Source organism: Ruegeria sp. CI1, from assembly GCF_056536925.1.
Genome location: NZ_JBQFQP010000013.1, coordinates 21,402 through 46,608 on the forward strand (window position 1 = coordinate 21,402; position 25,207 = coordinate 46,608).

20 protein-coding genes are annotated in these 25,207 nt (G+C 54.2%); 9 read left to right on the forward strand and 11 right to left on the reverse strand.

All coding sequences use genetic code 11. The annotated features are described in order from the left end of the window. Positions 1-73 precede the first annotated feature (73 nt). From ACR0LZ_RS15645 to ACR0LZ_RS15665, 5 genes are all read right to left on the reverse strand, one after another. Positions 74-814 carry a methyltransferase domain-containing protein gene (locus tag ACR0LZ_RS15645; RefSeq protein ID WP_480750770.1) on the reverse strand — a complete coding sequence of 247 codons (741 nt, stop codon included), beginning with the start codon at positions 812-814 and terminating at the stop codon, positions 74-76. A gap of 152 nt (positions 815-966) precedes the next feature. Beyond that, entirely contained in the window at positions 967-2,046 is a 1,080-nt protein-coding gene (locus ACR0LZ_RS15650) for an IS630 family transposase (protein WP_480750771.1), read from the reverse strand. Between the two features lie 77 nt (positions 2,047-2,123). Next, positions 2,124-3,791: a sulfatase-like hydrolase/transferase gene (locus tag ACR0LZ_RS15655; RefSeq protein ID WP_480750772.1), complete on the reverse strand. Its 1,668-nt coding sequence runs from the start codon at positions 3,789-3,791 to the stop codon at positions 2,124-2,126. 125 nt (positions 3,792-3,916) lie between these two features. Continuing rightward, the gene (nqrM, locus tag ACR0LZ_RS15660; protein ID WP_480750773.1) at positions 3,917-4,159 is read right to left on the reverse strand and encodes a (Na+)-NQR maturation NqrM; all 243 of its coding nucleotides are present in this window, start codon (positions 4,157-4,159) and stop codon (positions 3,917-3,919) included. A gap of 17 nt (positions 4,160-4,176) precedes the next feature. After that, complete coding sequence (locus tag ACR0LZ_RS15665) at positions 4,177-5,202, reverse strand: FAD:protein FMN transferase (protein WP_480750774.1); 1,026 nt, start codon at positions 5,200-5,202, stop codon at positions 4,177-4,179. A 375-nt stretch (positions 5,203-5,577) separates the two neighbouring features. Here ACR0LZ_RS15665 and ACR0LZ_RS15670 point away from each other — a divergent pair, with 375 nt between their 5' ends. From ACR0LZ_RS15670 to ACR0LZ_RS15680, 3 genes are all read left to right on the forward strand, one after another. Continuing rightward, positions 5,578-6,102 (forward strand): CBS domain-containing protein, encoded by a 525-nt coding sequence (locus tag ACR0LZ_RS15670; RefSeq protein ID WP_480750775.1) that lies wholly within the window; start codon positions 5,578-5,580, stop codon positions 6,100-6,102. A 360-nt stretch (positions 6,103-6,462) separates the two neighbouring features. After that, positions 6,463-8,181: a type I secretion system permease/ATPase gene (locus ACR0LZ_RS15675; RefSeq protein ID WP_480750860.1), complete on the forward strand. Its 1,719-nt coding sequence runs from the start codon at positions 6,463-6,465 to the stop codon at positions 8,179-8,181. Further along, positions 8,181-9,497, forward strand: coding sequence for an HlyD family type I secretion periplasmic adaptor subunit (locus tag ACR0LZ_RS15680; RefSeq protein WP_480750776.1), 1,317 nt, complete (start codon positions 8,181-8,183; stop codon positions 9,495-9,497). The genes ACR0LZ_RS15675 and ACR0LZ_RS15680 overlap by 1 nt, the downstream gene beginning before the upstream one ends. A 46-nt stretch (positions 9,498-9,543) precedes the next feature. On the opposite strand, the gene ACR0LZ_RS15685 is transcribed toward ACR0LZ_RS15680, so the two are convergent. The 5 genes from ACR0LZ_RS15685 to ACR0LZ_RS15705 form a co-directional block, all read right to left on the reverse strand. Next, complete coding sequence (locus tag ACR0LZ_RS15685; RefSeq protein WP_480750777.1) at positions 9,544-10,791, reverse strand: Tm-1-like ATP-binding domain-containing protein; 1,248 nt, start codon at positions 10,789-10,791, stop codon at positions 9,544-9,546. Positions 10,792-10,833: 42 nt separating this feature from the next. Then, positions 10,834-12,321 (reverse strand): aldehyde dehydrogenase, encoded by a 1,488-nt coding sequence (locus ACR0LZ_RS15690; protein ID WP_480750778.1) that lies wholly within the window; start codon positions 12,319-12,321, stop codon positions 10,834-10,836. Positions 12,322-12,326: 5 nt separating this feature from the next. After that, the gene (locus ACR0LZ_RS15695) at positions 12,327-13,847 is read right to left on the reverse strand and encodes a tripartite tricarboxylate transporter permease (protein ID WP_480750779.1); all 1,521 of its coding nucleotides are present in this window, start codon (positions 13,845-13,847) and stop codon (positions 12,327-12,329) included. Positions 13,848-13,857: 10 nt separating this feature from the next. Continuing rightward, positions 13,858-14,394, reverse strand: coding sequence for a tripartite tricarboxylate transporter TctB family protein (locus tag ACR0LZ_RS15700; protein WP_480750780.1), 537 nt, complete (start codon positions 14,392-14,394; stop codon positions 13,858-13,860). 61 nt (positions 14,395-14,455) lie between these two features. Then, positions 14,456-15,388, reverse strand: a complete 933-nt coding sequence (locus tag ACR0LZ_RS15705; protein ID WP_480750781.1) for a tripartite tricarboxylate transporter substrate binding protein — start codon at positions 15,386-15,388, stop codon at positions 14,456-14,458. A gap of 119 nt (positions 15,389-15,507) precedes the next feature. Between ACR0LZ_RS15705 and ACR0LZ_RS15710 the strand changes: the two genes are divergently transcribed. From ACR0LZ_RS15710 to ACR0LZ_RS15720, 3 genes are all read left to right on the forward strand, one after another. Continuing rightward, the gene (locus ACR0LZ_RS15710) at positions 15,508-16,284 is read left to right on the forward strand and encodes an IclR family transcriptional regulator (protein WP_480750782.1); all 777 of its coding nucleotides are present in this window, start codon (positions 15,508-15,510) and stop codon (positions 16,282-16,284) included. 76 nt (positions 16,285-16,360) lie between these two features. Further along, positions 16,361-17,716 (forward strand): aminotransferase class III-fold pyridoxal phosphate-dependent enzyme, encoded by a 1,356-nt coding sequence (locus ACR0LZ_RS15715; RefSeq protein ID WP_480750783.1) that lies wholly within the window; start codon positions 16,361-16,363, stop codon positions 17,714-17,716. A gap of 793 nt (positions 17,717-18,509) precedes the next feature. Further along, positions 18,510-20,729 carry an NADP-dependent isocitrate dehydrogenase gene (locus ACR0LZ_RS15720; protein WP_480750784.1) on the forward strand — a complete coding sequence of 740 codons (2,220 nt, stop codon included), beginning with the start codon at positions 18,510-18,512 and terminating at the stop codon, positions 20,727-20,729. 35 nt (positions 20,730-20,764) lie between these two features. Here the strand turns inward: ACR0LZ_RS15720 and ACR0LZ_RS15725 are convergent, their stop codons facing one another. Further along, positions 20,765-21,517, reverse strand: coding sequence for an IclR family transcriptional regulator (locus tag ACR0LZ_RS15725; RefSeq protein WP_480750785.1), 753 nt, complete (start codon positions 21,515-21,517; stop codon positions 20,765-20,767). A gap of 290 nt (positions 21,518-21,807) precedes the next feature. Here ACR0LZ_RS15725 and bhcA point away from each other — a divergent pair, with 290 nt between their 5' ends. The 3 genes from bhcA to bhcC are packed head-to-tail and all read left to right on the forward strand — an operon-like array spanning position 21,808 to position 25,156. After that, positions 21,808-22,998, forward strand: a complete 1,191-nt coding sequence (gene bhcA / locus ACR0LZ_RS15730) for an L-aspartate--glyoxylate aminotransferase BhcA (RefSeq protein ID WP_480750786.1) — start codon at positions 21,808-21,810, stop codon at positions 22,996-22,998. Positions 22,999-23,008: 10 nt separating this feature from the next. Beyond that, positions 23,009-23,980 carry a beta-hydroxyaspartate dehydratase BhcB gene (gene bhcB, locus ACR0LZ_RS15735; RefSeq protein WP_480750787.1) on the forward strand — a complete coding sequence of 324 codons (972 nt, stop codon included), beginning with the start codon at positions 23,009-23,011 and terminating at the stop codon, positions 23,978-23,980. A 12-nt stretch (positions 23,981-23,992) separates the two neighbouring features. Further along, positions 23,993-25,156: a 3-hydroxy-D-aspartate aldolase BhcC gene (gene bhcC / locus ACR0LZ_RS15740; protein ID WP_480750788.1), complete on the forward strand. Its 1,164-nt coding sequence runs from the start codon at positions 23,993-23,995 to the stop codon at positions 25,154-25,156. Positions 25,157-25,207: the final 51 nt, after the last annotated feature.

The window sequence follows — 25,207 nt, forward strand, 5'->3', positions numbered from 1 at the left end:
GTCAGAATCAGACATCGCGAACCCTGTCGCACGTCCCTCGGCGAAGGTCGGAGGTAAGAATGATACCGCGAGGTCAGGCTTGTGTCCGCGCGGTGACTACAAACTGCGGAGACACTGCCAAATAGGTCCCGTCCACGGCGGCACCTTCCAAATCTTTCAAGAGTGTCGCGACACGCTGTGCTGACATCCCGCCCTCGATCGCATATTCACCGATCGTACGGATCATGCCAAGCAACCGGCCGGTCGTGTCGGCTGCAGTAACGACTTGGACCTTGATATCGGAGAAGCCCGCACGTCGTGCCAGAGCATGAAGCCGACGTCCGATGATGGGCTGTTTCCAGGCCCAAGCCGCCGCTTCGATGAGATCGTTCCATTCTCTCAGTTCAAGAGGTTCGACGGCCATAAGACGCCGGTCACCCTCGATCATATGAAGCCTCCCATCCGGACGCAGCACACGCCGAAACTCAACCAAATTCGCCTCTGGCTTGGGTACATGAATAAGCGTGTTTCGCACGATGACTCGATCGACGCTTGCCGTCGGCAAGGGCACATCTTCATCGGTCAATAGGTGCGTGGTTATGCGATCGGCAATTCCTGCCTGTTCTGCCTTTGATCGAGCACTCGCGAGAAAATCTTCATTTACGTCGGCAGCGTGAACATGACCGTCAGGGGCAACTCGGTCGACAAATTCGATTGCTTGATGTCCCGGGCCGCAGCCAAAATCCAAAATATCAAGCCCAGGGGCGAGACACGCGCCATCATAGTAATGGGCGGTCTCTTCGCTCCACCGGAACATCGCTTCGAAGCGCTGCAAACGCTCATCCGGAATGTCGATCCATTGACTATCTAGTTCTGACATAAGTCACCAAAGCCAACATCCCCTCTTGCGGCCATTTGACCTTAGCACATTTGGCCGCCTTGGGCTCCAAGCCGTCATTTGACGACTTCTGTCAGACTTCGATCGACCTATCGGCCCGAAGCCAAGGTCTGGAACCCACGGTTTCGCGCGGCGATGATCCGGTCGGGGTCGGCCGTCCAGCGGAAAGGCTTGGCCTCAGTCGTGTTGTGTTCTGCGATGAAGCGGTTGATGGCGGCCTGCAAATCGACGAGTGAGTGGAACACGCCGCGTTGCAGGCGGCACCGGGTCAATTTGGCGAAGAAACCTTCGACCGCGTTCAGCCAGGAGCAGCTTGTGGGCACGAAGTGGAAGGTCCAGCGCGGATGCCTCTCCAGCCAGGTGCGGACCTTGGCGTGCTTGTGCGCGGCGTAGTTCTTCAGGATCACGTGGACCTCCCTGCCTGAGGGCACGCGGTGCTCAATGTCATTCAGGAAGCGAATGAACTCCTGATGGCGATGACGCTGCATGTTCCGACCAATCACGGTTCCGTCGAGCACGTTCAGCGCTGCAAATAGTGTGGTGGTTCCGTTGCGCTTGTAGTCGTGCGTCATCGTGCCGGCCCGCCCCTTCTTCATCGGCAAGCCCGGTTGTGTGCGATCCAGCGCCTGGATTTGTGACTTCTCATCGACCGAAAGCACCACCGCGTGCGCCTGCGGGTCGACATACAGCCCCACCACGTCGATCAGCTTGTCTACGAAGTTCGGATCCTTCGAGAGTTTGAACGCGCGCCAGCGATGTGGGCTGAGGCCATGCGCCTTGCAGATGCCACGTACCGTCAAAGGCGCCACCCCGGCAACTTTGGCCATCACCCTGAGCGTCCAGTGCGTGGCCTCATGCGGCGGCTTCTGGGTCAGCCGCACGATCTCAGCGACCTTATCTGCCGGCGTTGGCGGGGTTCCCGGTGGCCGTGTCTTGTCGCGCAGGAGACCTTCGACGCCTTCCTCCACGAAGCGCTCCTGCCAGCGCCAGACGCAGGTCTTGGACTTGCCTGTCTCCGACATGATCGCCGCTAAGCCGTGCCCGTTGTCGCTCAGAAGAATGATCCGGGCCCGCCAGACATGCTTCTGGGGGCTGTTGCCATTCGAAACGATCGCATCCAATCGGTGACGGTCGGTCGACGAGAGGCTGAAACTGACACCGGTGCGCATGTTTGTAGACACGCACAACCCCAAGGCAGAGGGAATCCCAAAACGGACTCGTCCGTCTCGCTCAAACCACTAGAATATCATTTCAAATAGCTCTTGTACGGCCTCGCTTTTCGTTTCCGGTATTTGACGGTCAAGTGGAGTGGGGCTTCATTCTCATCGTAGATTCCGACCATCACACCGCGTCCTCGGCTTTTTGTTCTCATGTCGATCAGTTGCTCGCGTGTTCTTGTGGTCCTTTGTGACGGGCGGCGCGTCCATTCGAACAAACGGTCATACATCGCACTAATGATGTCCCCGTGGGCTTCGGACTTTCCCAGATCCACGAGTTCATTTGGATCGTTCTCGAGGTCGAATAGAATGGGCGGATGACCGCCTTCACAGTGGATCAGCTTCCATTTTTCCGTTGCAACCATGAACATCACGGCATCGCGAACATCCGCCTGCAAAATGTCGGCGACTGGTGAAGCAGAGTAGTCATACTCGCAAATGACGTAGTCGCGTTTTGTGTCGCCTCTCATACTCCTTAGAATTGGCAGCAGGCTTTCGCCTTCAAGGATGTGATCCGCAATATGCCCACCGGCAACTTCAACGAACGTTGGGACGAGATCGATAGATTCCACCAGCGCATCGCAAACCGATCCACGAGTATCATCCGCCTCGTCGGACGGATCGAAGATGATCAATGGAACCTTGGTCGATGCATCATGGAAGAAAGTCTTTTCCCCCATCCAGTGGTCCCCAAGGAAATCGCCGTGATCCGAAGTCAGAACGATCACCGTGTCTTTCATCCGTCCCGTTTCTTCCATCCAGTCGAACAGCCGACCCATCTGGTCATCCGCTTGTTTGATCAGGCCCATGTAAGCCGGGATTACCGCATCTCGCACCTCCTTGCGCGAAAAAGCCTCTCCCACCTTGGTATCCATGAACGCCTTCAGCACTGGGTGCGCATTTTGTCGTTCGGAATCCGAACGGTTTACGGGTAATACATGCTCTGGACCATACATTGACGCATAAGGTTCGGGTACGACATAGGGCCAATGCGGTTTGATATAGCTGAGGTGAAGGCCCCACGGGCCCTCGTTACCTTGCATGAACTCCATACCTCGTGTCGTTAGGTAGGGCGTTTCGCTGTGTTTCTCTTCAATGTTCGCCGGGTTTTGGGAATGTTTCAGGAACCAGCCTGACAAAACGTTTCCGTTTTCATCCAGTCCTGAGTTGGCAAAGTCATGCCATGGGTTGTCGCTCTCGTAACCGAGGGCGCGAAGGTACTTATTGTAGTTCTCGGCACCATTCGCATCATAGTAACCGTCGGGCCCTTCGGGAAGCATGCCGTCGTCACGTTCGAACACGTCAAATCCGCACTCCGCCACTCTGGCACCGATCAGGCTGTCAGGCTCCAAGCCAAGCCGAGCCATCCCCTCGGCATCTGCTCTCATATGCGTTTTCCCGACCAACCAGCATTCCATTCCGGCTTCCCGCAGGTGGTCGCCCATTGTCACTTCACCGACTTTCAGGGGAATGCCGTTCCACGAGGCCCCATGGGAATGCACATAGCGTCCGGTATACGTAGACATGCGTGAACTGCCGCAGATCGGGGATTGGATATACGCTCGGGTGAATCGAACGCCCATCGAGGCCAGACGATCAATGTTCGGCGTCTGCAAATGCGGATGGCCATAACAGCTCAGATAGTCCCAGCGCAGCTGGTCGAACATAATAAAAAGAATGTTCTTCGGCCTGACCATGATCTCCATCCGAATTGATTTACTTCACATGCTAACTGAATTGTAAATCAACGTTTGGCGATTGGCTATAACGACCCTTACGAAAATGCTGTTGCGCCCAGCGTACCGCATGCAGACTCGATGCGTTAGACGGAAGCTTCACTCTCCATCTCTTCCAACTTTTTACGTGCACGCGGGCATTGCAGTTTGTCCCTCAGCGGACTGTCCGGATCGATGTCCTTTTGGCATACGACACATTTGTCCGCCCCCGATATTGCATTAAGGCCGCCGCAGCTGCCCTTGATCGTCTTACCCATCAGCATGACACCCAAAGACATGCCCACGACGATGATCAACAACAAAGAGAATGCCAATACGAATGTGCTCATCTTAGTTCTTACCCCGGTCAGTTTCGCCCCAGCACTTCCTTGAATGCACTACTTTGCACCGTGATATAGGCCTCATCGTCGCCTGTCACATCCCGAGCAATAAAAAAGACGGCAAGATCGAATTTTTCGGCCACTATCATACCGTCATCCAATCCCAAGGCCAACATCGCAGTTGCCCAAGCATCCGCCATCATCGCGTTTTCGGATACAACCGTCACTGAAGTGGTGTGGTGCGTAATCGGACGACCGGTTGTCGGGTCGATAATATGCGAATATCGAACCCCATCCTGCTCGAAAAAATTCCGATAGTCGCCCGATGTTGCTAGTCCCAAGTCACTAACAGGCACGACCAGTTGCACTGCCTGCGCGCCGGGCTCCGGTTTTTCAATACCGATTTGCCACGGCTTTCCCTTGTCATTCTCACCCCTTGCCACAAGGTCACCGCCGATCTCGACCATGTAATCGTGGACATCGGCGGCATCCAAAGTAGCAGCCACTGCATCGATACCAAAACCTTTGGCAATAGCCGACAAATTGATGCCCACACTGCCGTCTGTCTTGGCAAGCATTAATGTTGACTCGTCCAAATGGAGAAGCGACCCTTGCCCAACGTGTTCAAGCGCAGCCAAAATGGCTTGGTCGCTTGGAACCGGATCATCGGGCTTGCGAGGGCCAAACCCCCAGAGTTCAATTAACGGCCCAAGAGTTACATCAAACTTACCACCGCTTTGTTCGTGCACTTCATTGGCCGCCGCCATCACTCGGGCAAATTCGGCGGAGACTTTGACAGGAGCAGTACTGTTGGATGTCGAAAAAGTTGAGACCTCAGAATTTGGATCCCAGTTCGACATCTTTGCATTAACCGCTGCAAGGGTTTGTTTGATCGACTGAGACAACGTTTCCGAGTCCAGATTGTCGCCGATGGCAATAATGTTGTAAGTGGTTCCCATGGTCTCGCCCGACAGGCGAACCACCTCGGACTCCTTGTCGAACAGGCAGCCGGCAGTCAGACACAGAAAGACCAAAGCGAACCAGTGGCGCATAAACTTACTCCAGAGACAAATGCACTCGGCATATGACAGCGCATATTTGCGGAGTCAAACAACACTCAGTGGTCGAAAGGAAGGAATCCCAGCGCTATCAAACCTAGCGCTGCTGGTACTCCATATAGCCAAGCGCGAATCTGCCAGCCCGGCGTTTGCTCCTTCCATGCTTGGCGAAAGCGATGACCGCAGACAACAACCAAGAAAACGATCAAAACACCACTTAGCGAAGTAAGGTGAAGATTTTGCAGCATTCAGATTTCCCTTGATTCACAGTACTCTGACATTCTGTGACGCATTTGCCCACTATACAGATCGCCCACCAGCGGTAAGGTGGACACAAGAATTCGAACCGGTACAGGAGGAGACCAGCCAATGGCCCCAAGCTCTTACCAAGCGCCCAAGCGTGGCGACAAGGCCGAGACCACCACCTACAGCCAAACCGTTGAATCTAATTTGTCACACTCATTGACGACCGTAGCCAAGCTCTTGGAAGGAAAGGGAGGCGATGTGTTTTCCGTCCGCCCGGGAGAGACTATTCATGAAGTCGTAAAACTCCTGAAGGAAAAACGTATCGGCGCCTTGGTCGTCACGGATCAGAATGGCGCGCTGCAGGGTATCCTTTCTGAACGGGATATCGTGCGACGCATGGCCGAGACGCCTGGACAGACCTTGCCTCAGTCCGTTTCTGATCTGATGACCACGAAAGTTCAAAGCTGCGCACCAGAGGATTTTCTAATGGACGTCTTGAAGCGTATGACCGAGGGGCGCTTCCGACATATGCCAGTATTGAAGGACGGAAACTTGTGCGGGATGATAACAATTGGAGATGTGGTTCAGTTTCGCCTCAACGAGTTGGAATATGAGGCACTGAAAATGAAACAGATGATCGTGGGTTGAAAACCATCGGCACGTCCGCAGTTGGGTTGGCTCCAAACATAATACTAGCATAACCAAACCCGCCCCGGTGTGTTGCAGGCGATAAGTCGCTGAGTATCAAAAAGTTTGGCGATTTTCCGCAATACAAGAACTAGGGAGTGTTGAAGACACAAATCGAAGATGTATTTAGCTCCTTCGAGAAAGCTCCCAAAACTCTTTGCAGAATGTGGGGACCGAATGACCGGACACATGGGCTGAAGCTGATAAGCGGCTGAAAATTCAGTCAATGTTCGGAAACAATTAAACCCGGGAATCAAGCATCGCGAACGCGTTTTGTGAGCCCATTAAAGTCTGATCTTAAATATGACACGTCTAAGCCAAATGCCTCAGGCACGCCACGAACTTCAAGCGGCGCGAAACAATGGCCTTCGATATATCGGCGTGGCCTTCCTATTCAGCATCTTTGTAAATATTCTGATGCTCACAGGCCCGTTATTTATGCTTCAGGTTTATGACCGCGTTCTAGGATCGCGATCTGAAGAAACGCTGACTGCGCTGTTCTTGCTGGTGGCTCTGCTATATGGCCTGATGGCCCTACTTGACTATGCCCGCGGTCGCATCGTCGCGCGATTTGGAGCGCGGCTGCAAACTGAACTGGATGAAAGAGTCTTCGAAGCGACACTCAGACAATCGATTCACCCGCGTGCCCGATCTACCCCTGCGACGGCCCTGCGTGATCTTGAATCTATTCAAACACTGTGCAGTTCTCCCGTACTTTTGGCCGTGTTGGACATACCATGGACGCCATTGTTTCTTGCCGCGATTTTCATCTTTCATCCTTGGCTTGGCTGGCTTGCAATTGTGGGAGGAGGCATTCTGATAGTTGTCGCATTGCTCAATCAGGCTTTGACGCGCAAGCGCGTAGCGGACGCCCAAAAAGCGTCAGCCTTGGCCAACGCTTTCTCGGAAAGCGCCCGACAGGCATCCGAAGTTGTGCGCTCCCAGGGTATGCAACGCGACGTGACAGCACGTTGGATGCGGCAGAGGTCCGACGCGCTGGGGCAAACAATTGCCGCTAGCGACTGGACCGGCAGCTTTACATCTCTAACCAAATCAGTTCGGCTATTCCTGCAATCGGCCATGCTAGCACTTGGTGCCTACCTGGTTTTGCAAAACGAAATGACCGCAGGCGCGATGATTGCCGGCTCTATCCTATTGGGTCGCGCGCTCGCGCCGATAGAACAGTCGATCGGCCAATGGGGGCTCATTGAACGCGCCAGAACCTCGTGGACATCGTTGAGCAGATTTCTTGACTCAATCCCTCCAGAAGACAAGCGAACCAAGTTACCAATCCCTAAAGCGCACCTGTTGGTGCAATCCGTGACAGTCATTCCTCCGGGTGCCTCGACGCCAACCTTGCGCAATGTCAGCATGACTGTGGAGCCGGGCGAAGCCATCGGCGTTATCGGCAAAAGCGGATCTGGCAAGACCACATTGGCGAAGGCTTTGCTGGGACTTTGGCCCGCTGCGGCGGGGGAAATTCGATTGGGTGGAGCCACGCTGGACCAGTACGATGTCAGTGATCTGGGCAAGCATATCGGCTACCTGCCGCAACAAGTTACTTTGTTCAATGGAACTGTTGCCGAAAACATTGCCCGCATGTCCCTGAACCCTGATTCCGAGGCAGTTATTGCCGCGGCCAAGAAGGCCAAGGCCCATGAGCTAATCCTGAGCCTGCAAAAGGGATATGACACGTTTCTCGAAGGTAACGACAGCCAATTGTCCGGTGGTCAAAAGCAACGGATTGCGATGGCACGCGCTTTGTATGGCGATCCGGTTCTGCTGATCCTAGACGAACCGAATTCGGCTTTGGATGCGGAAGGAACCGAAGCACTCAATGCCGCAGTGCGAGAGTTCAAGTCTGTCGGCAAAGCCGTCATGATCATGACTCATCGCCCTCAAGCCATATCTGAATGCGATCGTTTAGCCGTGGTGGAAAAAGGCCAGATTGTGCGGATAGGCAACCGTGATGAGGTGCTGAGCGCAATGGTTCAAAATGCTGGTGTGATCAAAAGACAATTCGGAAAGGTGGGCGAGTAATGGCCGATATATCTGCTTCGTCCAATAAACCTGCATGGCGTATTGCCTTTCCTGCAGCCGTAGGGTTCTTCGCGCTGGCCATTTTGGTTGGCGGCATCGGTGTCTGGAGCACGCAAACGGAACTTGCTGGTGCTATCGTCTCTCCGGGGATTGTCGAGGTTCAAACAAATCGTCAGGTGGTTCAGCATCCGGATGGTGGTGTCGTGGGCGAAATCTTTGTTCGCGACGGTGACAGGGTAAATGCGGGCGATATGTTGATCCGGTTCGACGACACATTCCTGTCGTCGGAACTTACTATCGTCCAGGGGCAACTGTTTGAACTTCTCGCACGCAAGGCTCGCCTTGAGGCGGAACGCGATGGTGAGGACACCGAAGGACTGAACACCAAACTCCAGCAATTGACCGAAGACGAGCATGCGACGCAGGAACTTGTAGACGGTCAGCGCCGCTTGTTCATTGCCCGAGCAGAAACAATGGAGAAACAGTCGGAGCAACTTCGGGAGCAGAAAACGCAGATCGAAAGCGAAATCAAAGGCACGCAGGCGCAACTGGTCGCTTTGAGAGAGCAAGTTGCCCTGATCGAGGACGAGTTGGAAGATCAGGAAAGCCTTCTGACAAGGGGCCTTACACAGACCAGCCGCGTTTCGGCATTGAAGCGCGAAAGCGCAAACCTGAACGGTGAAATCGGGCAGCTCGAAGCGACCGTAGCCCGGCTTAAAGGCCAGATCGCCTCGACTGAGATCGAGATCGTCCGCCTTGGCGCAACCCGAAGGGAAGAAGCCATAACAACTTTGCGCGACCTGCAATTCCGCGAGATTGAACTGGCCGAACGGCGTCTTTCACTGCGTGAACAGTTGTCGCGCATGGATATTCGGGCACCTGTCTCGGGTGTCGTTTATGGAAGCACGATCTTTGCGCTGCAATCGGTGGTCCAACCCGCCGAACCTATGATGTATGTGGTTCCGCAGGACACCCCACTGAAAGTAACGGCGCGGGTGGATGCCATTAATGTTGACCAACTCCATGTTGGGCAGGCGGCTACACTGAGGTTTACAGCTTTCAACCAAAGGCAGACACCAGAAATCGACGGCCATGTCGCTACCATTTCGGCTGATGTGTTTACGGACGAAAAAACCGGGTATAGTTTTTATCGGGCCGAACTCTATCTGGATGAGGGCCAGTTGGACCGTCTCCACGGCCAAGTTCTGCTTCCGGGCATGCCCGTTGAGACTTTGATCAAGACGGACGAGCGAACGCCGCTTTCCTATTTGACCAAACCGCTCACAGACTACTTCGTGAAGGCATTCCGCGAGTAAATTGGAGACGGCAGGTTATTAACCGGCATGGTTCTTCTAGGGTCGTTCATTGCGCCCGCAATTCCTTGGAAACGGTCCCGTCCCTGATCCATTCATCAAAAAGAGACAGCACTGCGTCACTGAACTCACTATCATTAATATGCGCGTCCACCTCGGTCATTGGCGTCTGTCCAGGAATAATCTTTCGGGCTTCGTCAACCAATGCGGCAAGCCCTTCTGGATCATGCGCCTCTTGCCCTTCCCTGTCCCATTCTTCGACTCCACCTAGGGGCAAGAAGAAGTGTGTTGCCCCTTTGGCGGCTGCCATTCGTTTTGCCATCTCACGTATCCACATGCGGCGTTCTTCAGCTGTGAAGACAGAGCTTTTGATCAATCGATTGTGTTCGTGAAAGGGGCGGTCGACATATTGCGGCGGGATATCCTGCCAGCCAGCAAAATCCACCAAGTCTAGGGCTCCAGGCGCCACCATCTGAGGTGTCCCGACCTTTCCTGCATTTGTAAGCCGGTCTTCACCACTGGAAACGAGCGACCCGGCCATCAGGTTGCCGAATTCCTGCATAGAAAAATCCATGACGCAATTGAACGCTCCCTCACCGGCCAGCTTTTCAAAAGCCATGCCGCCCATTCCCGTCGAATGAAACACCGCCACGTCAAACCCTCGTTCTTCAAGTGCAGGTTTCAGTGTTTTCATGTATTTCAAGCAGGATGATCCCAGCGAGGTCATACCGACCATGGGTCGATCTGAAGAGGGCGGCTGAACAGCTTTTGTGGCTCCTACGATGGCTCCGGCAGCCTGGGAAAGGGATGACCGGCATACCGAATTCAACCCATAGAGGCCGCCTGCCCAAAGGATCATCTGGATGTCAGGCGCCAAACGATCAGGGGGGACTAAGGCAGAAAAGCTGACGGTTGAGGCGATGTATTTTGGCACTCCCATGGGCAGGACTTGAGCACAATCGAGCGCGAGGTCCGTGCCCATCGTGCCGCCGATTGCCAACATTCCGTCAAACCGCCCTTCTGCATGTTCTTTCGCAACCAACGACGCAGCCCCCCGTGACATGACACGAAAGGCTTTGTTCTCGTCTCCTAACGCAATGACGTCATCAATGGTCATGCCGCCAGCGGCGGAAACATCGTGCTTGCTGATATCCGTCGGGTCGGAAGGAACACCCAATACGCTCACATCCATACTCAGAACATTGGCTCCTTGTCCCTTGATGCATTGTTCGATGAACCTCATTTCGGGTTCCTTGGTGTCGTAAGTGCCAATTACCAGGATGGTTCTTTTTGACATTCGTTTCCTCCTAGCGATCGATACCGCCGCAACCAAATTATCTTAAAGCTGAATCCAGGCGGATTTCAGATCCAAATACTTGTCCATCGCATGCAGTGATTTGTCGTGCCCGTTGCCTGATTGCTTGACCCCTCCCAACGGGACCGTCATATCGGAACCGCCATATGTATTGACGTGGATGACACCGGACCGCACCGCGTCAACCATCCGATGCGCACGGCTTATGTTCGAGGTCCATATCCCGGCGGACAGCCCATAGTCGGTGCTGTTGGCCAGCCCAATTGCCTCAGCCTCGTCCTTGAACGTCGTAACCGCCAAAACTGGGCCAAAAACCTCTTTTCGAAACAGGTTATCGGTTGGTTTGACCCCACTCATGATCGTGGGCGACATATAGTAACCTCCGGTTTCCTCCAGTATCCGCTCGCCACCCGTAACGCAGCGAGCGCCCTCGTCTTGGGCCGTATGAACAAAATCCAGATTGGACGAAAGCTCAGCGAGAGAATGTACGGCACCTATCTGGATTTTCAGATCCAGTGGGTCGCCAACGCGGAAAGCACCCGCATGGCGCGCCATTTCGGCCACGAAATCGTCAGCTATGTCGTCTTGTACCAGCAGCCGGGATGCAGCCACACAAACCTGACCTGAGTTCCGAAAAATACCTGCTGCTGATATTGCCGCTGCCTGAGCCAGGTCTGGCACGTCGTTGAACACTATATTTGGAGACTTTCCGCCAAGCTCAAGATAACAGCGCTTTAGATTGGACTCCGCCGAATACTTCATTAAGCACCGTCCTGTGGCACCCGATCCGGTAAAAACAAGAATATCCACGTCCATGCTCAAGGCCAAGGCCTCTCCGACGACCGATCCTTTTCCGGTCACCACGTTGAACACGCCATCAGGCAACCCTGCTTCAGAAGCCAGCTCAGCTATTTTGAGTAGGGTAAGCGAGGCACTTTCAGCAGGTTTCAGAACAATAGAATTGCCGGCGGCCAAAGCGGGCGCGATTTTCCAACTGCCGATCATCAAGGGAAAATTCCACGGCACAATTGCCCCCACTACACCAACTGGAGTGTGGTGAACCAAGCCCAGTACGTCATTGGGCGTTGGAGCGATCTGACCGTAGATCTTGTCGATGGCCTCGCCATAGTACCGGAACGTAGCCGCGGCTGACAAAGCTTCCGCCTTGTAGGCCATATTGACCTCGGTTCCATTGTCACGAACGCCCAGCACGGCCAATTCCAAGGCTCGCTCCTCGATCAGATCTCCCAGCCGCATCAAGATCTTCTTGCGGGCAGCAGGCGCCACGCGAGACCAGCGACCATCCTCGAACGCGGCCCGAGCCGAGTTCACTGCCTTGGCCATGTCTTCCGGAACACCCTTGGCGATCCGCGTCAGGAATTGACCATTGATGGGGGAGATGACTTCCAGGTGCTCTCCCGATACCGAAGAAACAGATTTGCCATCGATGAAATGGCCCTGATCGGGAATATCCTGGCGTCGGATGCGATCTATAGCTGCCTGGTCAAGCATTCAAATCACCCTTGTTGTGTGGTTGTTTCCGGTCCGACAGGCTCGGGGTTCCGGCGGGCTTTGTGTTCTCGGATCAAGGCTCTGATATGCAACGCGAAAATTAGCGCGATCATTGCGAACAGGAAGGCGGCGATGGGACGATCGACAAAGTCCAGTGGCGTCTTGACCCGGGCCATCGCGCTGCGCAATTTGACCTCCATGATGCCTCCCAGAACCATCCCTAGAATAATTGGGACAATCGGCAGATTCAGTCGCTTTAGAATCAACCCAAATACACCGAACCCGGAAGCCAAGGCGCAATCAGTGATGGAATTTCGCAGACTGTAGACCCCGACAAAGGACAGGATGATGATCATGATTCCCAGAAAACGAGTCGGGATCTGAATGATCTTCAAGAGCAGGTTGGTCGAGAACAGCAAAAAGACCAGAACAATCACGTTTAGCAGTATCAGCGCCAGATAGATCGCCATGACAAAGTCCATCTGGCTTTCAAACAGCTGGGGGCCGGGGATCACATTGTGGACGTAAAAGACCGACAGCATCATCGCGGTTAGCGCCTCGCCCGGGATGCCAAGCGCCAGCAAGGGGATCATGGCAGCGCCTGGCACGGCATTGTTCGACGCTTCCGACGCGACAAGCCCTTCTGGCGAGCCGTCACCGAATTTTCCCGGTTCTTTCGAGCTTTTCTGGGCATAGGTATAGGATAGGAATTGCGCCGTAAACTCGCCCACTCCGGGAACCATACCCATCAAAACACCAAGACTGGAGGACACAGTCGCTACCCGCTTGATCCCGAAAAGTTCCTTGAACCCCGAAAGTAAATTACCATCGACATGCGCCTGACCTGGCGCGTGATCTTTGTCGACCAGAAGTAGTAATGCCTGACTGATGGCGAAGAGTCCGAGAACAACAACGATCAGATCGACCCCCGAGGCCAGCCAGCTTTGGTCAAATGTGAAACGTTTCGTGTATTTGACCGGTTCCAGCCCAACGGTGTTCAGCAACAGGCCAAAACTTGCCAACATCGCCGCAGCAAACGTTTGCCCCCGATGGGCCAACACCACAAGGATGATGCCCATGAGTGCCGCAAGAAAGATCTCGCGACTACCGAAATGCGGGGCGACGGCCGCAAGAACCGGCGACAGGATGATCAAGCAGATAACCGAAAAGATGCCACCGAAGAAAGAAGCCGAGTAGGCCAGCGACAACGCTCGCTGCCCCTGTCCTCGTTTCGTCATCGGATAACCGTCATAAGTGGTCAGGGCGTTGACCGCTGTTCCGGGCGTATTGATCAGAATTGCAGGGATCGCGCCGCCATACATGGATGAACCATATATACCCAAAAGCAAAGTCAGCCCGACAATGGGTTCAAAGGCAAATGTGGCGGGCAAGAGAATTGCAATTGCAACAGCCGCGCCGACGCCCGGCAATGCGCCGATGATGACACCGCCTATCGACCCGATAAGGAGGGCTGCGACCACGTTCCATTGAGCAATTATCCCGAAACCGGAGATCAGCGTATCCATCGGGATGGCCTCATAAGTAAGTCAGGGCAAACGCCCGCACTGAATCAGGGAGGTACTCATATATCTGGCCCGCCGGGATTTTGACCTGCAAGAAAGCGCGAAACAAAATTGCTACGCTGACTCCGAAGGCGGCAGATGCAGCCAAGGAGGCAAAACTCGTGAACCCACAACGAACAGCTAGAAACAGCGCGAAGAGAACTGTCGACGGCAGGTATCCAAGGTAAGGGACCACCAACACATAGATGAGGAAATAGGCAACAAATTCCAGCGACCTCAGCCAGAAAAGTACTTCGCGCCAACGACCGGGAATTCGGGGGGACAGGGCTGAACTCAGGCAATGAAGCGCACCGAACAAAACCATTCCGTAAACCGCGATGGTTGGCCACAACGAAGGTTGTGCAAACCATTTGGTTCTTTTGACTAGCTTGGTTTGCTCTCCAAGCTGCGTCAGAAGAAAAAACGAGAAAGCGAGAAAAAAGATTGCAAATACAATGTCACCTGGCCGGCGATAGCGTTTGAACAAATCCTGCAGCGTTCTTACAAGCATTGACCTTCCTCCCTGCGAGTCATGCCCCCGGTCCATCCGGGGGCATTGAAGTCAACGAGCTTTATTCCCCAAGAATTTCAGCGACCTTGCCGAACATGGCTTTGTCAGATTCGATCTGCTCCGTGGATTCGGCCGCATCCTGCCAATAGATCAGAACACCAGTTTCATTTATCAGGCTCTGAGCTTGCTCGGACTGCAGCGCCTTCTGCGCTGCTGCAGCAATCTTGTCGCGCGCCTCCTGAGGCACGTCTTTGTGAACGAAAAGCCCGTTCCACAATGACAAGGTCAGACCGGGTACCAGCTCGGTAACGGTTGGGGTGTCAGGTGTGATTGCGATACGCTGACTGCCGATACTTGCCAGAATGTGCAGATCATCCTTGCACGGCATGATCTGCTGCAGCGTCGTGTTGATGACATCCACATCGCCTGAAGCAAGTGTGTTGCAGTTCAGTTCGTCGAATGCGGCTTCACTTGCAAAGTCAAACCCACTTTCGATGGCTGCAGCCATAGTGATCTTGGTGGGCGGCAGGAACGTCCCGAAATGACCCAGTGCCACTTCGTTATCCTTGCCATGGGCAACAAGCTCCTCCCAACTCGAATACGGGGCATCTCCAGATGCGGCCACCACGAATGGATAGGTCATGAATATTCCCAGTGGCTCAAATGGGTTCGGAGAAAGTTCAGGAATGCCTATTTCCGGCCCGATGACCGGAACGCCCACCACGAACGAACCCACAGTATAGCCATCCGCAGGCGCGGTCGCGACCTCCACCGCCCCGGGAAACGGCCCGCCACCACCACCGGGCTTGTTCACTACAGCAGCCGGAACGCCGTACATCGACTGGAACTCATCCGCGATCAACCGGGTCAATACGTCCTCCAGATCACCTGGAGGCCACGGCACCACAAACGACACAGGTTTTTCCGGGTACTCTGCGAAAACCGCACTTGCCGTCAACACAAAAGCGCCTGCGAAAGCAGTTAGTTTGACCATAAGATTTCCTCCCAAGTTGGCTCATTATTTGAACCGTTATTTCAAAAATAAGATTGCTATATTAACTTCTTTGTGTCAAGCTTGATGTCGAGATGAGACGTAGCAGCAGGGCTTAAAAGGTGGGAACGACACTGAAGGCATTGTCCTTGTTGGACCTTTTTTCGACACGACACCCTGAACTGGGGCTGTCGCAAGTTACGCGCATGTCCGGCCTGAATAAGGCGACTGCGTTGCGTCTTCTTGGTGAGTTGTGTGAATTCGGCTTACTCGAGCAGAAATCGGACACCAAGCTCTATCGTCTCGGCAGTACGGTTCTGAGGCTCGCCAATCAAAGGGAAATGGCTTTTCCCACCCGATCCATTGCTCGCCCAATCCTACGGGAGTGTGTAGGAGCAACTGGAGAAACCGTTCATATGTCTCTGCTGGACAGATTCCACTTGAACACAGTTGCAATTGAAGAAACTCAAAGCCACTCGGTACGTGTAGTAGTGGATCCTTCCGAAATCCTGCCCCTGCACGCAACGGCATCGGGTTTGGTTGTAACTGCCTTTGGCAACAAACGCCTTTTGGAGCACCTCCTGACCCACGATCTACACAAGGTAACGAACGAAACAGTCACCAATCGCTGCGATCTTGCTGCAATGATTTCTACTATCCGCGACCGTGGGTATGCGGTCGCCGAAGGGTCATTCGAAGAAAGCATCAAAGGAATTGCCCGCCCTCTGTTCGACGGCAATCAAATGGCTGTTGGCGCGATTGCGGCGGCTATTCCAACTTCTCGTGCCACACCGGAACTCGAAGCCAAATGTCTGATATCACTGGAACGTGCGGCGGAAGAAATAACATCCGCCCTCGGGGGGCGCCCCCCGCATGACTATCCAAACTCAACTCACTGAACGAAGCCGAACCTCAATCGCAAAGTTCGTTTTTGAGAGATCCTCTCGTCTTATTCATGATCCGGAGTTCAAGCCAATGAAAGATTCGAACTTTCTGATGGAAAATAACGGTCGCCATTTTTGGCAACCGATGACTCATCCTGCAGATGCTCAAACCAACCCACCTACCATTCTGACCGGCGGAGAAGGGGTTCACATTGTTGATGTCGAGGGGCGCAAGACTATCGACGCGGTCGGAGGCCTTTGGAACGTTAATTTGGGCTACTCTTGCGAGCCAGTAAAAGAAGCCATCGCCCAACAACTGTGCGACCTGCCATACTATTCATGCTTTCGAGGCACCACCAATGACAAAGCGATTGAGCTATCTTATGAATTGGCTGAATTCTTCTTGGCGGACGGATTAACGCGTGCTTTCTATACGTCCGGCGGGTCTGACTCGGTCGAAATTGCGTTGAAACTCGCCCGTCAATACCACCGGATCAGAGGCGAAGCTGGGCGCACAAAGTTTCTCAGCCTGAAATACGGCTATCATGGAACCCATTTCGGTGGCGCAAGCATCAACGGGAACGGTAAGTTCCGCAATGCCTATGAACCGATGCTGCCTGGTTGCTTCCATATTCCCGCACCATATACCTATCGGAACCCATTCAATGAATCCGACCCCGAGCGACTCGCGCAACTGTGCTTGCAAGCTATCGAGGCTGAAATCGCGTTTCAGGGTGCAAATACGATCGCAGCGTTTATCATGGAGCCAATACTCGGCGCTGGTGGCGTAATCCCCCCACACAAGAGCTTCATGCCGAAAGTTCGTGAAATTTGTAACAATCATGGAATCTTGCTGATCGCCGACGAAGTCATTACCGCCTTCGGCCGAACAGGCGACGAAAGCGGGTCTCGTCATTGGGGTGTAAAGCCGGATTTCATGACAACCGCCAAAGCGATCACCAACGGATATTTTCCGTTCGGGGCAGTCATGGTTTCGGATGAGGTTTCAACAGTTTTTGAAACAGATACCAGTGGCATGGCCTCCGTTGACTCGGGCTACACATACTCAGGTCACCCCGTCGGTGCCGCAGCCGCACTGGCGTCGCTGGCCGAAGTTCGAAGGTTGCGGGTGTGGGAAAACGCTGCAACCAGGGGGGCCGACTTGTTCAGTGGCTTGCAAAAACTCAAGGAAAAACACGCATTGATTGGCGATGTGCGCGGTGGCGAAGGCCTGATGTGCGCTTTGGAACTGGTATCGGATCGAACGGTAAAATCGCCCGTTTCAAAAGATGTCCCTGTCAAAGTTCAGAAAGCGACTTATCAAGCAGGCGCAATGATCCGTGTCTCGGGTTGCAACATCATTCTTTCACCTCCGCTCATCATAACCGCTGAAGATGTCGAGACGATACTGTCCGCGCTCGACGCGGGATTGAGTTCGATCGAATGAACAATGTAAGTCACCCTTTCGGATCCTGAATTTTCAAAGTTCGTTCAGCAAATCCGGAAATTGTTCGAGCCTGCGTGCACCGAATTGGGTTTGAACGGCCGATGGTTGGTGCTTGTCGTGGCCAAGCTGTCCAGCAGGAGCTGTCTCCTGGTCTTTGAGAAAGAGACTAATGTACAGCGCCCGTTATTGAGGTTTGGGCGACGGGTGTTCTGCTCGGGCCTTTCCATTGCGCACAGTATACACGGCAGGCAGGGTGGAATTAGACATACCTCATGCGGGATCGTCGACTGCTCAAGCTTTCTGGCATTCGCAAATTGCGCCATTTCGTGTTCCACTTATCCTGATTGCCTAAGAACTTCTCGCGAATCGGCGACATGGTCTATTCGCGCACGCGCAGCAGCCATGCGATCGAAAGAGCGCGCAAGGTGTCCAGAGTCATTTCCTATAATTCAAAATTCGGCATTTCGGTCTCATCCCCGAAAAATGCCTTCTCAAGACAATCTCCGGCCAAGTGTCGCTACCATCAAAACTTGCTCTCCAGTTTTTCGCTGAACACTGGCGCTCAACCGTCTCACGATTGCAGAGAAACAAACAGTCGCGAGGAATTGCATCAAGTGGGGCAAAATGCGCATCTCTGACCGATTGATCCCAAACGCATAGGGATGTAAGGGAAGCTTGTCAAAACAGTGTCTCTGCAGGGTCGGGTCAATCAATCCGCTCCGCTTTCGTCACCACGCGGGTGGCCTCACACTCTTGGATCCCACGCCCAGAAAGGCAAAAAAGGTAAAGTAATATGGCAGATAAATCGAACTTCGACATATTGTATACCATTGTAGACGAAGCGCCGGAACTGGCGAGCGCATCCTTCCTGCCGATCATTCGAAAGTTCGCTTCGGCCGCAGGCGTGAGCGTCGGAACCAAGGATATTTCCCTTGCGGGACGCATCATTTCAGCATTCCCCGAAAACCTGACCGACGGGCAGCGCCAAACCGACGATCTTGCGGCATTGGGTGATTTGGTCAAGACCCGCGACGCCAACGTGATCAAACTGCCAAACATCTCCGCCTCGGTGCCGCAGTTAGTGGCGGCAATCACCGAGCTTCAGGGACAGGGGTATAACATCCCCAACTACCCCGAAAATCCCAAGACAGTTGAGGAAAAAGAGACTCGTGCCCGATACGATGCCATCAAGGGTTCAGCCGTCAATCCGGTCTTGCGGGAAGGAAACAGCGATCGCCGCGCAGCAAAGGCGGTCAAGAACTATGCTCAAAAGAACCCGCATTCGATGGGCGAATGGTCCAAAGACAGCAAGACCAAAGTCAGCTCGATGCCCGGCGACGATTTTTATGCCAATGAGAAATCAGCAACCATCACAGCCGCTCAGACAGGTGATGCCAAGATCGAGTTCGTCGACAACGATGGCTCGGTCACTGTTCTGAAAGACGGTTGGAAGCTGGAAGAAGGCACGGTCGCCGACGCGACCTTCATGTCTGCTAAGGCGCTTGACGCCTTTCTTGCGGAAGCCATCGAGGACACCAAGGTGGACGGCACCATGTTCTCGTTGCACTTGAAGGCGACAATGATGAAGGTCTCGGACCCAATCATCTTTGGACATGCGGTCAAAGCGTGGCTGAATCCCGTATTCGAACAGTTCGGCGATGAAATGAAGTTGCTAGGTGTGAACCCGAATTCCGGCATGGGTGACCTGCTGGAACGCGTCAAGGGCAATGCCGATATCATAGCCGCGATCGAAGCCCTCAAGTCGGAGCGCCCGTCGATGTACATGGTCGACAGCGACAAAGGCATCACCAACCTGCATGTACCCAGCGATGTGATCGTCGATGCGTCGATGCCTGCCGTGATCCGCGCAGGCGGCAAGGGGTGGGACCAGACCGGAGCCAAGGGTGACACCAACTGCGTGATCCCTGACAACTGTTATGCTTCGATCTATGACGAGACGATCAAGTTCTTCAAAAAAAACGGCGCATTGAACCCGGCAACTGCAGGCGCCGTGGCGAACGTTGGCCTGATGGCGCAGAAGGCCGAGGAATATGGCTCCCACCCGACCACATTCGAGGCGCAGGCAGACGGCATTATCCGTATTGTCCTGGCAAATGGCGAAGTCCTGCACTCGCACCAGGTCGAGACCGGTGATATCTGGCGTGCCTGCACCGTCAAGAAAGCACCGATCGAAAACTGGATTCAACTTGCGATGGACCGTCAGCGATTGACCGGGTCCGAAGCAATCTTCTGGCTGGACGCCAACCGCGCCCATGACGCCCAACTAATTGACTATGTCAAACCAACCCTTGAGGCAGCGGGCGTTGCTGACAACTTCCTGATCATGGCCCCACGCGAAGCCACCAGGCAGTCGCTTGAGACAATCACCGAGGGCGAAGACAGTATCGCTATCACTGGCAACGTGCTGCGTGACTACTTGACCGACCTTTTCCCAATCTTGGAATTGGGCACTTCAGCAAAGATGCTTTCGATCGTCAAACTGATGAATGGTGGCGGCCTGTTCGAGACCGGTGCTGGCGGATCGGCTCCGAAACACGTGCAGCAGTTGGTTGAGGAAAATCACCTGCGCTGGGACTCGATGGGTGAGTTCTGTGCATTGGGTGAATCGCTAAACTTCCTCGCGGATGTTAAAGGCAATGCCAAAGCTGGTGTTCTGGGCCGTGCGGCCGAAGATGCGACCCAAGGCATCCTGGACAACAACAAGTCACCGAGCCGCAAGGTTGGTCAACCAGATAACCGTGACAGCCACTATTGGTTCGCCCGCTACTGGGCCGAAGCACTGGCTGAACAAGATGACGATGCCGACCTGGCCACCGTATTCGCTCCGATCGCTACGGAGTTGGCCAACAAAGAGGATGCAATCCTATCGGAGTTTGCGGCGGCACAAGGAAAGGCAGCCGATCTGGGCGGTTACTACCACACTGACCCTGCGAAAACTGCGGCCGTCATGCGCCCATCAGCGACACTTAACGCCATCATTGGCAGACAATAACAAGACAAAACCCCCGGAGAAAATCTTTGGGGGTTCTACTTTGCTTGTGGCTTAGGTGCACCTCCCAGTTTTTGCGTGATTTCGGCCGCCGCCTCGGAAACCGCATTGCCGAACATTGCAATCGTTTCAACGGAAAAACGACTGCTTGGGCCAGATATGGAAATCCCGGCGCAGGGTTGCCCGGATTCGTCCAAAATCGCACTGCCAATGCAGGACATGCCATCATAGCGCTCTTCCGCATCAAACGACCAGCCACGCATTCTTGTTTCCGCCAGATCCCTGAAGAGATCCTCCGAGCTTGAGCGTGTGTGTTCGGTAAAAACGGTCAGACTAACGTCTTTGAGAAGGTGTTTAACCTCGTTTTCCGTCAGCATTGCCAAAATGGCCTTGCCTGTTCCGGACGCATGCATGGCCGTGCGGGTCCCTGGCGGAAAGAATGCCCGAATCGGGTTGCGCGTCTCAACCTGATCAATGAACACGACCTGAGCTCCGTCCGGGACCGCCAGATTGGCCGTTTCGCCGGTCTTCTCCATTAACGCCCGCATGACCGGTTGCCCGATTTCGGTCAAACTGGTGCGATGCAGATAGACTGACCCAGTGCGATAGGCTTCGATACCTATCATCCACTCCTGCGTGGTTTCGTCAAAAGACACAAAATCGTTTTTTTGCAATGTCGTCAGAATTCGATGGGTAGTTGCAGCCGGGATTTTCATTCCAAGAGACAAATCTGTCAGCGTTGCCCGCCCTGCTGTCGCTAAGGCCACCAACAAACCGAGTGCGCGATCCAATGATTGCAAAGTGGCGACATTGCTGTCCGAGAATGGTGATTTCGGCCGCCCGCGCGGTCGCTTCTGGATCGTCATGGTCCAGTCCTCCTGCCACCACTTTGCCAGATCGGGCCGTGAAAAGGCAAAGAAAACATTTTCCAAAAGCGTGGGATATCTTTCACTGAAAAATAATTTTGTGTTTTATATAAGTGTCTTAATATTTTCATTCATATTTCGGAAATATTTTTCAAAAAAATTGCAAAGCAAAAAACAACCAGCCATGCTTGCAGCAAGCAATGGAGGTTACCGCCATGTCCGATCAAAACCCCGTCTTCATTCCCGGCCCGACCAACATCCCGGATCGCCTGCGCCTTGCGATGCAGGCGCAGACACGGGATCACCGCGCGCCTGATTTCGTAGACACTTTCGCACCCGTTCTAGAAGATACCAAGAAGGTCTTTGCCACTACCAAAGGCCAAGTCATCACCTTTCCCGCCAGTGGCACCGGCGGATGGGAAGCGGCGGTTTCCAATACGCTTAGCCCCGGCGATAGGATTCTTGTGGCACGCTATGGAATGTTCAGCCACCGCTGGATCGATCTGTGCCAGCGCCACGGTCTTGACGTCCAGGTCATCGATTGCCCGTGGGGGAGTGGCGCGCCTGCAGACAAATTCCAGGAAATCCTGTCTGCTGACAAGGAGCATCAGATCAAGGCAGTCCTGACGACACATAACGAAACTGCCACTGGTGTCCTTTCAGACATAGGCGCGGTGCGCCGCGCGATGGACACCGCTGATCATCCAGCCATGCTGTTCGTCGATTGTGTCAGCTCGTTGGCCTCGGTTGATTTCCAGTTTGATCGCTGGGGCGTGGATATCGCTGTTTCCGGCTCGCAAAAGGGGTTCATGCTGGCCACCGGCATGGCGATCCTCTGCGTCAGCCCCAAGGCGCTGGAGGCAATGAAATCCGCCAAACTGCCGCGCACATTCTTTGATTTCCGTGACATGATGATAGCCAATGCCTCGGGCGGGTTTCCCTACACCCCACCTCTGCAACTGATTTACGGCATGCGCGAAAGCCTTAAGATGCTGTTCGAGGAAGGTCTGGACAACGTCTATGCCCGCCATCACCGGTTGGCCGAAGGCGTGCGCCGTGCAGTTGATGCCTGGGGTCTCAAACTGGTTGCTCAATCCCCAGACCTCTATTCCGATACCGTTAGCGCGATTTTTGTACCCGAGAGTTTCGACAGCAACGCTCTCACGGATCACGCATTCAGCGCATATGGTGTATCCTTCGGCATCGGCTTGGGCGAAATGAACGGTAGGGCATTCCGTATCGGACACTTGGGCAGTCTGACCGATGTGCTGGTTCTGTCTGGTCTAGCCACCATCGAAATGGCCATGGCTGACCTGAACTATCCGATTGAACTGGGCAGCGGGGTCGCGGCAGCGCAGGATTACTATCGCACCAGCCGCCAGACACCGACCAAAGCCGCAGCGTGAGGAGGACCGTATGCTCGACTACACTTCAGCGGCAGATCTGACGATCGACCACATGCGCGAGGCGCATGAAAGTATAAAACCACATATCCGACGCACACCGGTCTTGACCTCGGATTATCTGAACGACCTGACCGGCGCGCAGGTGTTCTTCAAATGCGAGAATTTGCAGGAGGCCGGGGCATTCAAGGTGCGCGGTGCCTGCAACGCGGTCTTTGGGCTTTCCAACAAGATGGCGGTAAAGGGGGTTTGCACTCATTCCTCGGGCAACCATGCCCTGTCGCTCTCATATGCCGCAGGCCGCCGGGGCATTCCGTGCAACGTCGTCATGCCTCGCACCGCGCCACAGGCCAAAAAGGATGCGGTGCGACGCTATGGGGGAACCATCACCGAATGCGAACCTTCAACCTCATCGCGTGAGGCCACCTTTGCCGAGGTTCAGGCGCGGACGGGTGGCGAATTTGTTCACCCTTATAACGATCCGCGCGTGATCGCGGGACAGGCCACTTGTTCGGCGGAACTGCTGGAACAAACCGACGGGCTCGACGCAGTAGTCGCCCCCATCGGTGGCGGAGGCATGGTATCAGGCACTTGTCTGACCGTTTCGAGCCTTGCTCCTGAAACTGCAATTTATGCGGCGGAACCGGAACAGGCTGACGACGCTTACCGTTCGTTCAAGGCCGGGCACATCATTGCCGACGATGCGCCCAAAACGGTGGCAGATGGGCTGCTGGTGCCACTCAAAGAGAACACCTGGCATTTCGTGTCCAACTACGTGACCGATATCTTCACTGCATCCGATCAGGAGATCATTGATGCGATGAAACTGACCTGGAAATACCTGCGTGTGGTGATCGAGCCGTCTTCGGCCGTACCGCTCGCAACGATTCTGAAGAACCCCAGCACGTTCCGAGGCAAGCGCATCGGCGTCATCGTCACCGGTGGCAACGTGGATCTGGACAAATTGCCCTGGGTCAAAGGGTAAGGAGGAAGACCAATGAACAAACCGGCAAACATCGACGATCTGGAAGTTGGCTTTGACATCCCAGCCACCATTGGCATGGATGAAAGCGAAATTCAGACCCCATGCCTGATCCTCGACTTGGATGCATTGGAGCGGAATATCAAAAAAATGGGCGACTATGCCAAGGCGCATGGCATGCGACACAGGGTGCACGGCAAGATGCACAAATCGGTGGATGTTGCCAAACTGCAAGAGGAACTGGGCGGCGCGGTTGGCGTTTGCTGTCAGAAAGTGTCCGAGGCTGAGGTTTTTGCCCGAGGCGGCATTAAGGATATTCTTGTTAGCAATCAGGTGCGCGACCCCGCCAAGATCGACCGACTGGCCCGTCTGCCAAAACTCGGCTCACGCATCATTGTCTGCGTTGACGATATTGACAACGTGGCCGACCTGTCGGCAGCGGCTCAGAAATACGGTACCGAGTTGGAGGTTTTCATCGAGATTGACTGTGGCGCAGGCCGCTGCGGCGTGACCACAACCACTGCTGTGATTGAAATCGCCAAAGCAGTTCAGGGCGCTCCAAACCTGAAATTCACCGGCATTCAGGCCTATCAGGGCGCGATGCAGCACCTTGATACCTACGAGGCTCGCAAGGAAAAGCTCGACATCGCCATCGCGATGGTCAAGGACGCGGTCGTGGGCCTTAAAACTGAAGGCATCGAGTGCGAGCTGGTCTCAGGCGGCGGTACAGGATCGTATTATTTCGAAAGCAACTCGGGCGTTTACAATGAACTGCAATGCGGCTCGTACGCATTCATGGATGCCGATTATGGCCGCATTCTGGATAAGGATGGAAACCGCATCGACCAAGGAGAATGGGAAAACGCGTTTTTCATCCTGACCTCGGTAATGAGCCACACCAAGGCCGACAAAGCCATTTGTGACGCGGGCCTCAAAGCCCAGTCCGTCGATAGCGGCCTACCCTTTGTCTATGGGCGAAATGATGTGGAATACATCAAATGCTCTGACGAACACGGCGTGATCTCGGACCCGAAAGGTGTCCTCCAGGTCAATGACAAGTTGCGCTTGGTGCCTGGCCATTGCGACCCCACAGCAAATGTCCATGACTGGTATGTCGGCGTGCGCAATGGAAAGGTCGAAGCTCTGTGGCCGGTTTCGGCCCGTGGTAAGGCTTTTTGATCAGATAGCCTCGAGGCCTGGGATGCGGTGCTCCTTCTTCTCCGATCTCCG

Bases quoted from the DNA above. Each gene is read 5' to 3' on its own strand.
- ACR0LZ_RS15650 (WP_480750771.1), bottom strand. From the start codon at position 2,046: ATGCGCACCGGTGTCAGTTTCAGCCTCTCGTCGACCGACCGTCACCGA.
- ACR0LZ_RS15655 (WP_480750772.1), bottom strand. From the start codon at position 3,791: ATGGTCAGGCCGAAGAACATTCTTTTTATTATGTTCGACCAGCTGCGC.
- nqrM (WP_480750773.1), bottom strand. From the start codon at position 4,159: ATGAGCACATTCGTATTGGCATTCTCTTTGTTGTTGATCATCGTCGTG.
- ACR0LZ_RS15665 (WP_480750774.1), bottom strand. From the start codon at position 5,202: ATGCGCCACTGGTTCGCTTTGGTCTTTCTGTGTCTGACTGCCGGCTGC.
- ACR0LZ_RS15670 (WP_480750775.1), top strand. From the start codon at position 5,578: ATGGCCCCAAGCTCTTACCAAGCGCCCAAGCGTGGCGACAAGGCCGAG.
- ACR0LZ_RS15675 (WP_480750860.1), top strand. From the start codon at position 6,463: ATGCCTCAGGCACGCCACGAACTTCAAGCGGCGCGAAACAATGGCCTT.
- ACR0LZ_RS15680 (WP_480750776.1), top strand. From the start codon at position 8,181: ATGGCCGATATATCTGCTTCGTCCAATAAACCTGCATGGCGTATTGCC.
- ACR0LZ_RS15685 (WP_480750777.1), bottom strand. From the start codon at position 10,791: ATGTCAAAAAGAACCATCCTGGTAATTGGCACTTACGACACCAAGGAA.
- ACR0LZ_RS15690 (WP_480750778.1), bottom strand. From the start codon at position 12,321: ATGCTTGACCAGGCAGCTATAGATCGCATCCGACGCCAGGATATTCCC.
- ACR0LZ_RS15695 (WP_480750779.1), bottom strand. From the start codon at position 13,847: ATGGATACGCTGATCTCCGGTTTCGGGATAATTGCTCAATGGAACGTG.
- ACR0LZ_RS15700 (WP_480750780.1), bottom strand. From the start codon at position 14,394: ATGCTTGTAAGAACGCTGCAGGATTTGTTCAAACGCTATCGCCGGCCA.
- ACR0LZ_RS15705 (WP_480750781.1), bottom strand. From the start codon at position 15,388: ATGGTCAAACTAACTGCTTTCGCAGGCGCTTTTGTGTTGACGGCAAGT.
- ACR0LZ_RS15715 (WP_480750783.1), top strand. From the start codon at position 16,361: ATGAAAGATTCGAACTTTCTGATGGAAAATAACGGTCGCCATTTTTGG.
- ACR0LZ_RS15720 (WP_480750784.1), top strand. From the start codon at position 18,510: ATGGCAGATAAATCGAACTTCGACATATTGTATACCATTGTAGACGAA.
- bhcA (WP_480750786.1), top strand. From the start codon at position 21,808: ATGTCCGATCAAAACCCCGTCTTCATTCCCGGCCCGACCAACATCCCG.
- bhcB (WP_480750787.1), top strand. From the start codon at position 23,009: ATGCTCGACTACACTTCAGCGGCAGATCTGACGATCGACCACATGCGC.
- bhcC (WP_480750788.1), top strand. From the start codon at position 23,993: ATGAACAAACCGGCAAACATCGACGATCTGGAAGTTGGCTTTGACATC.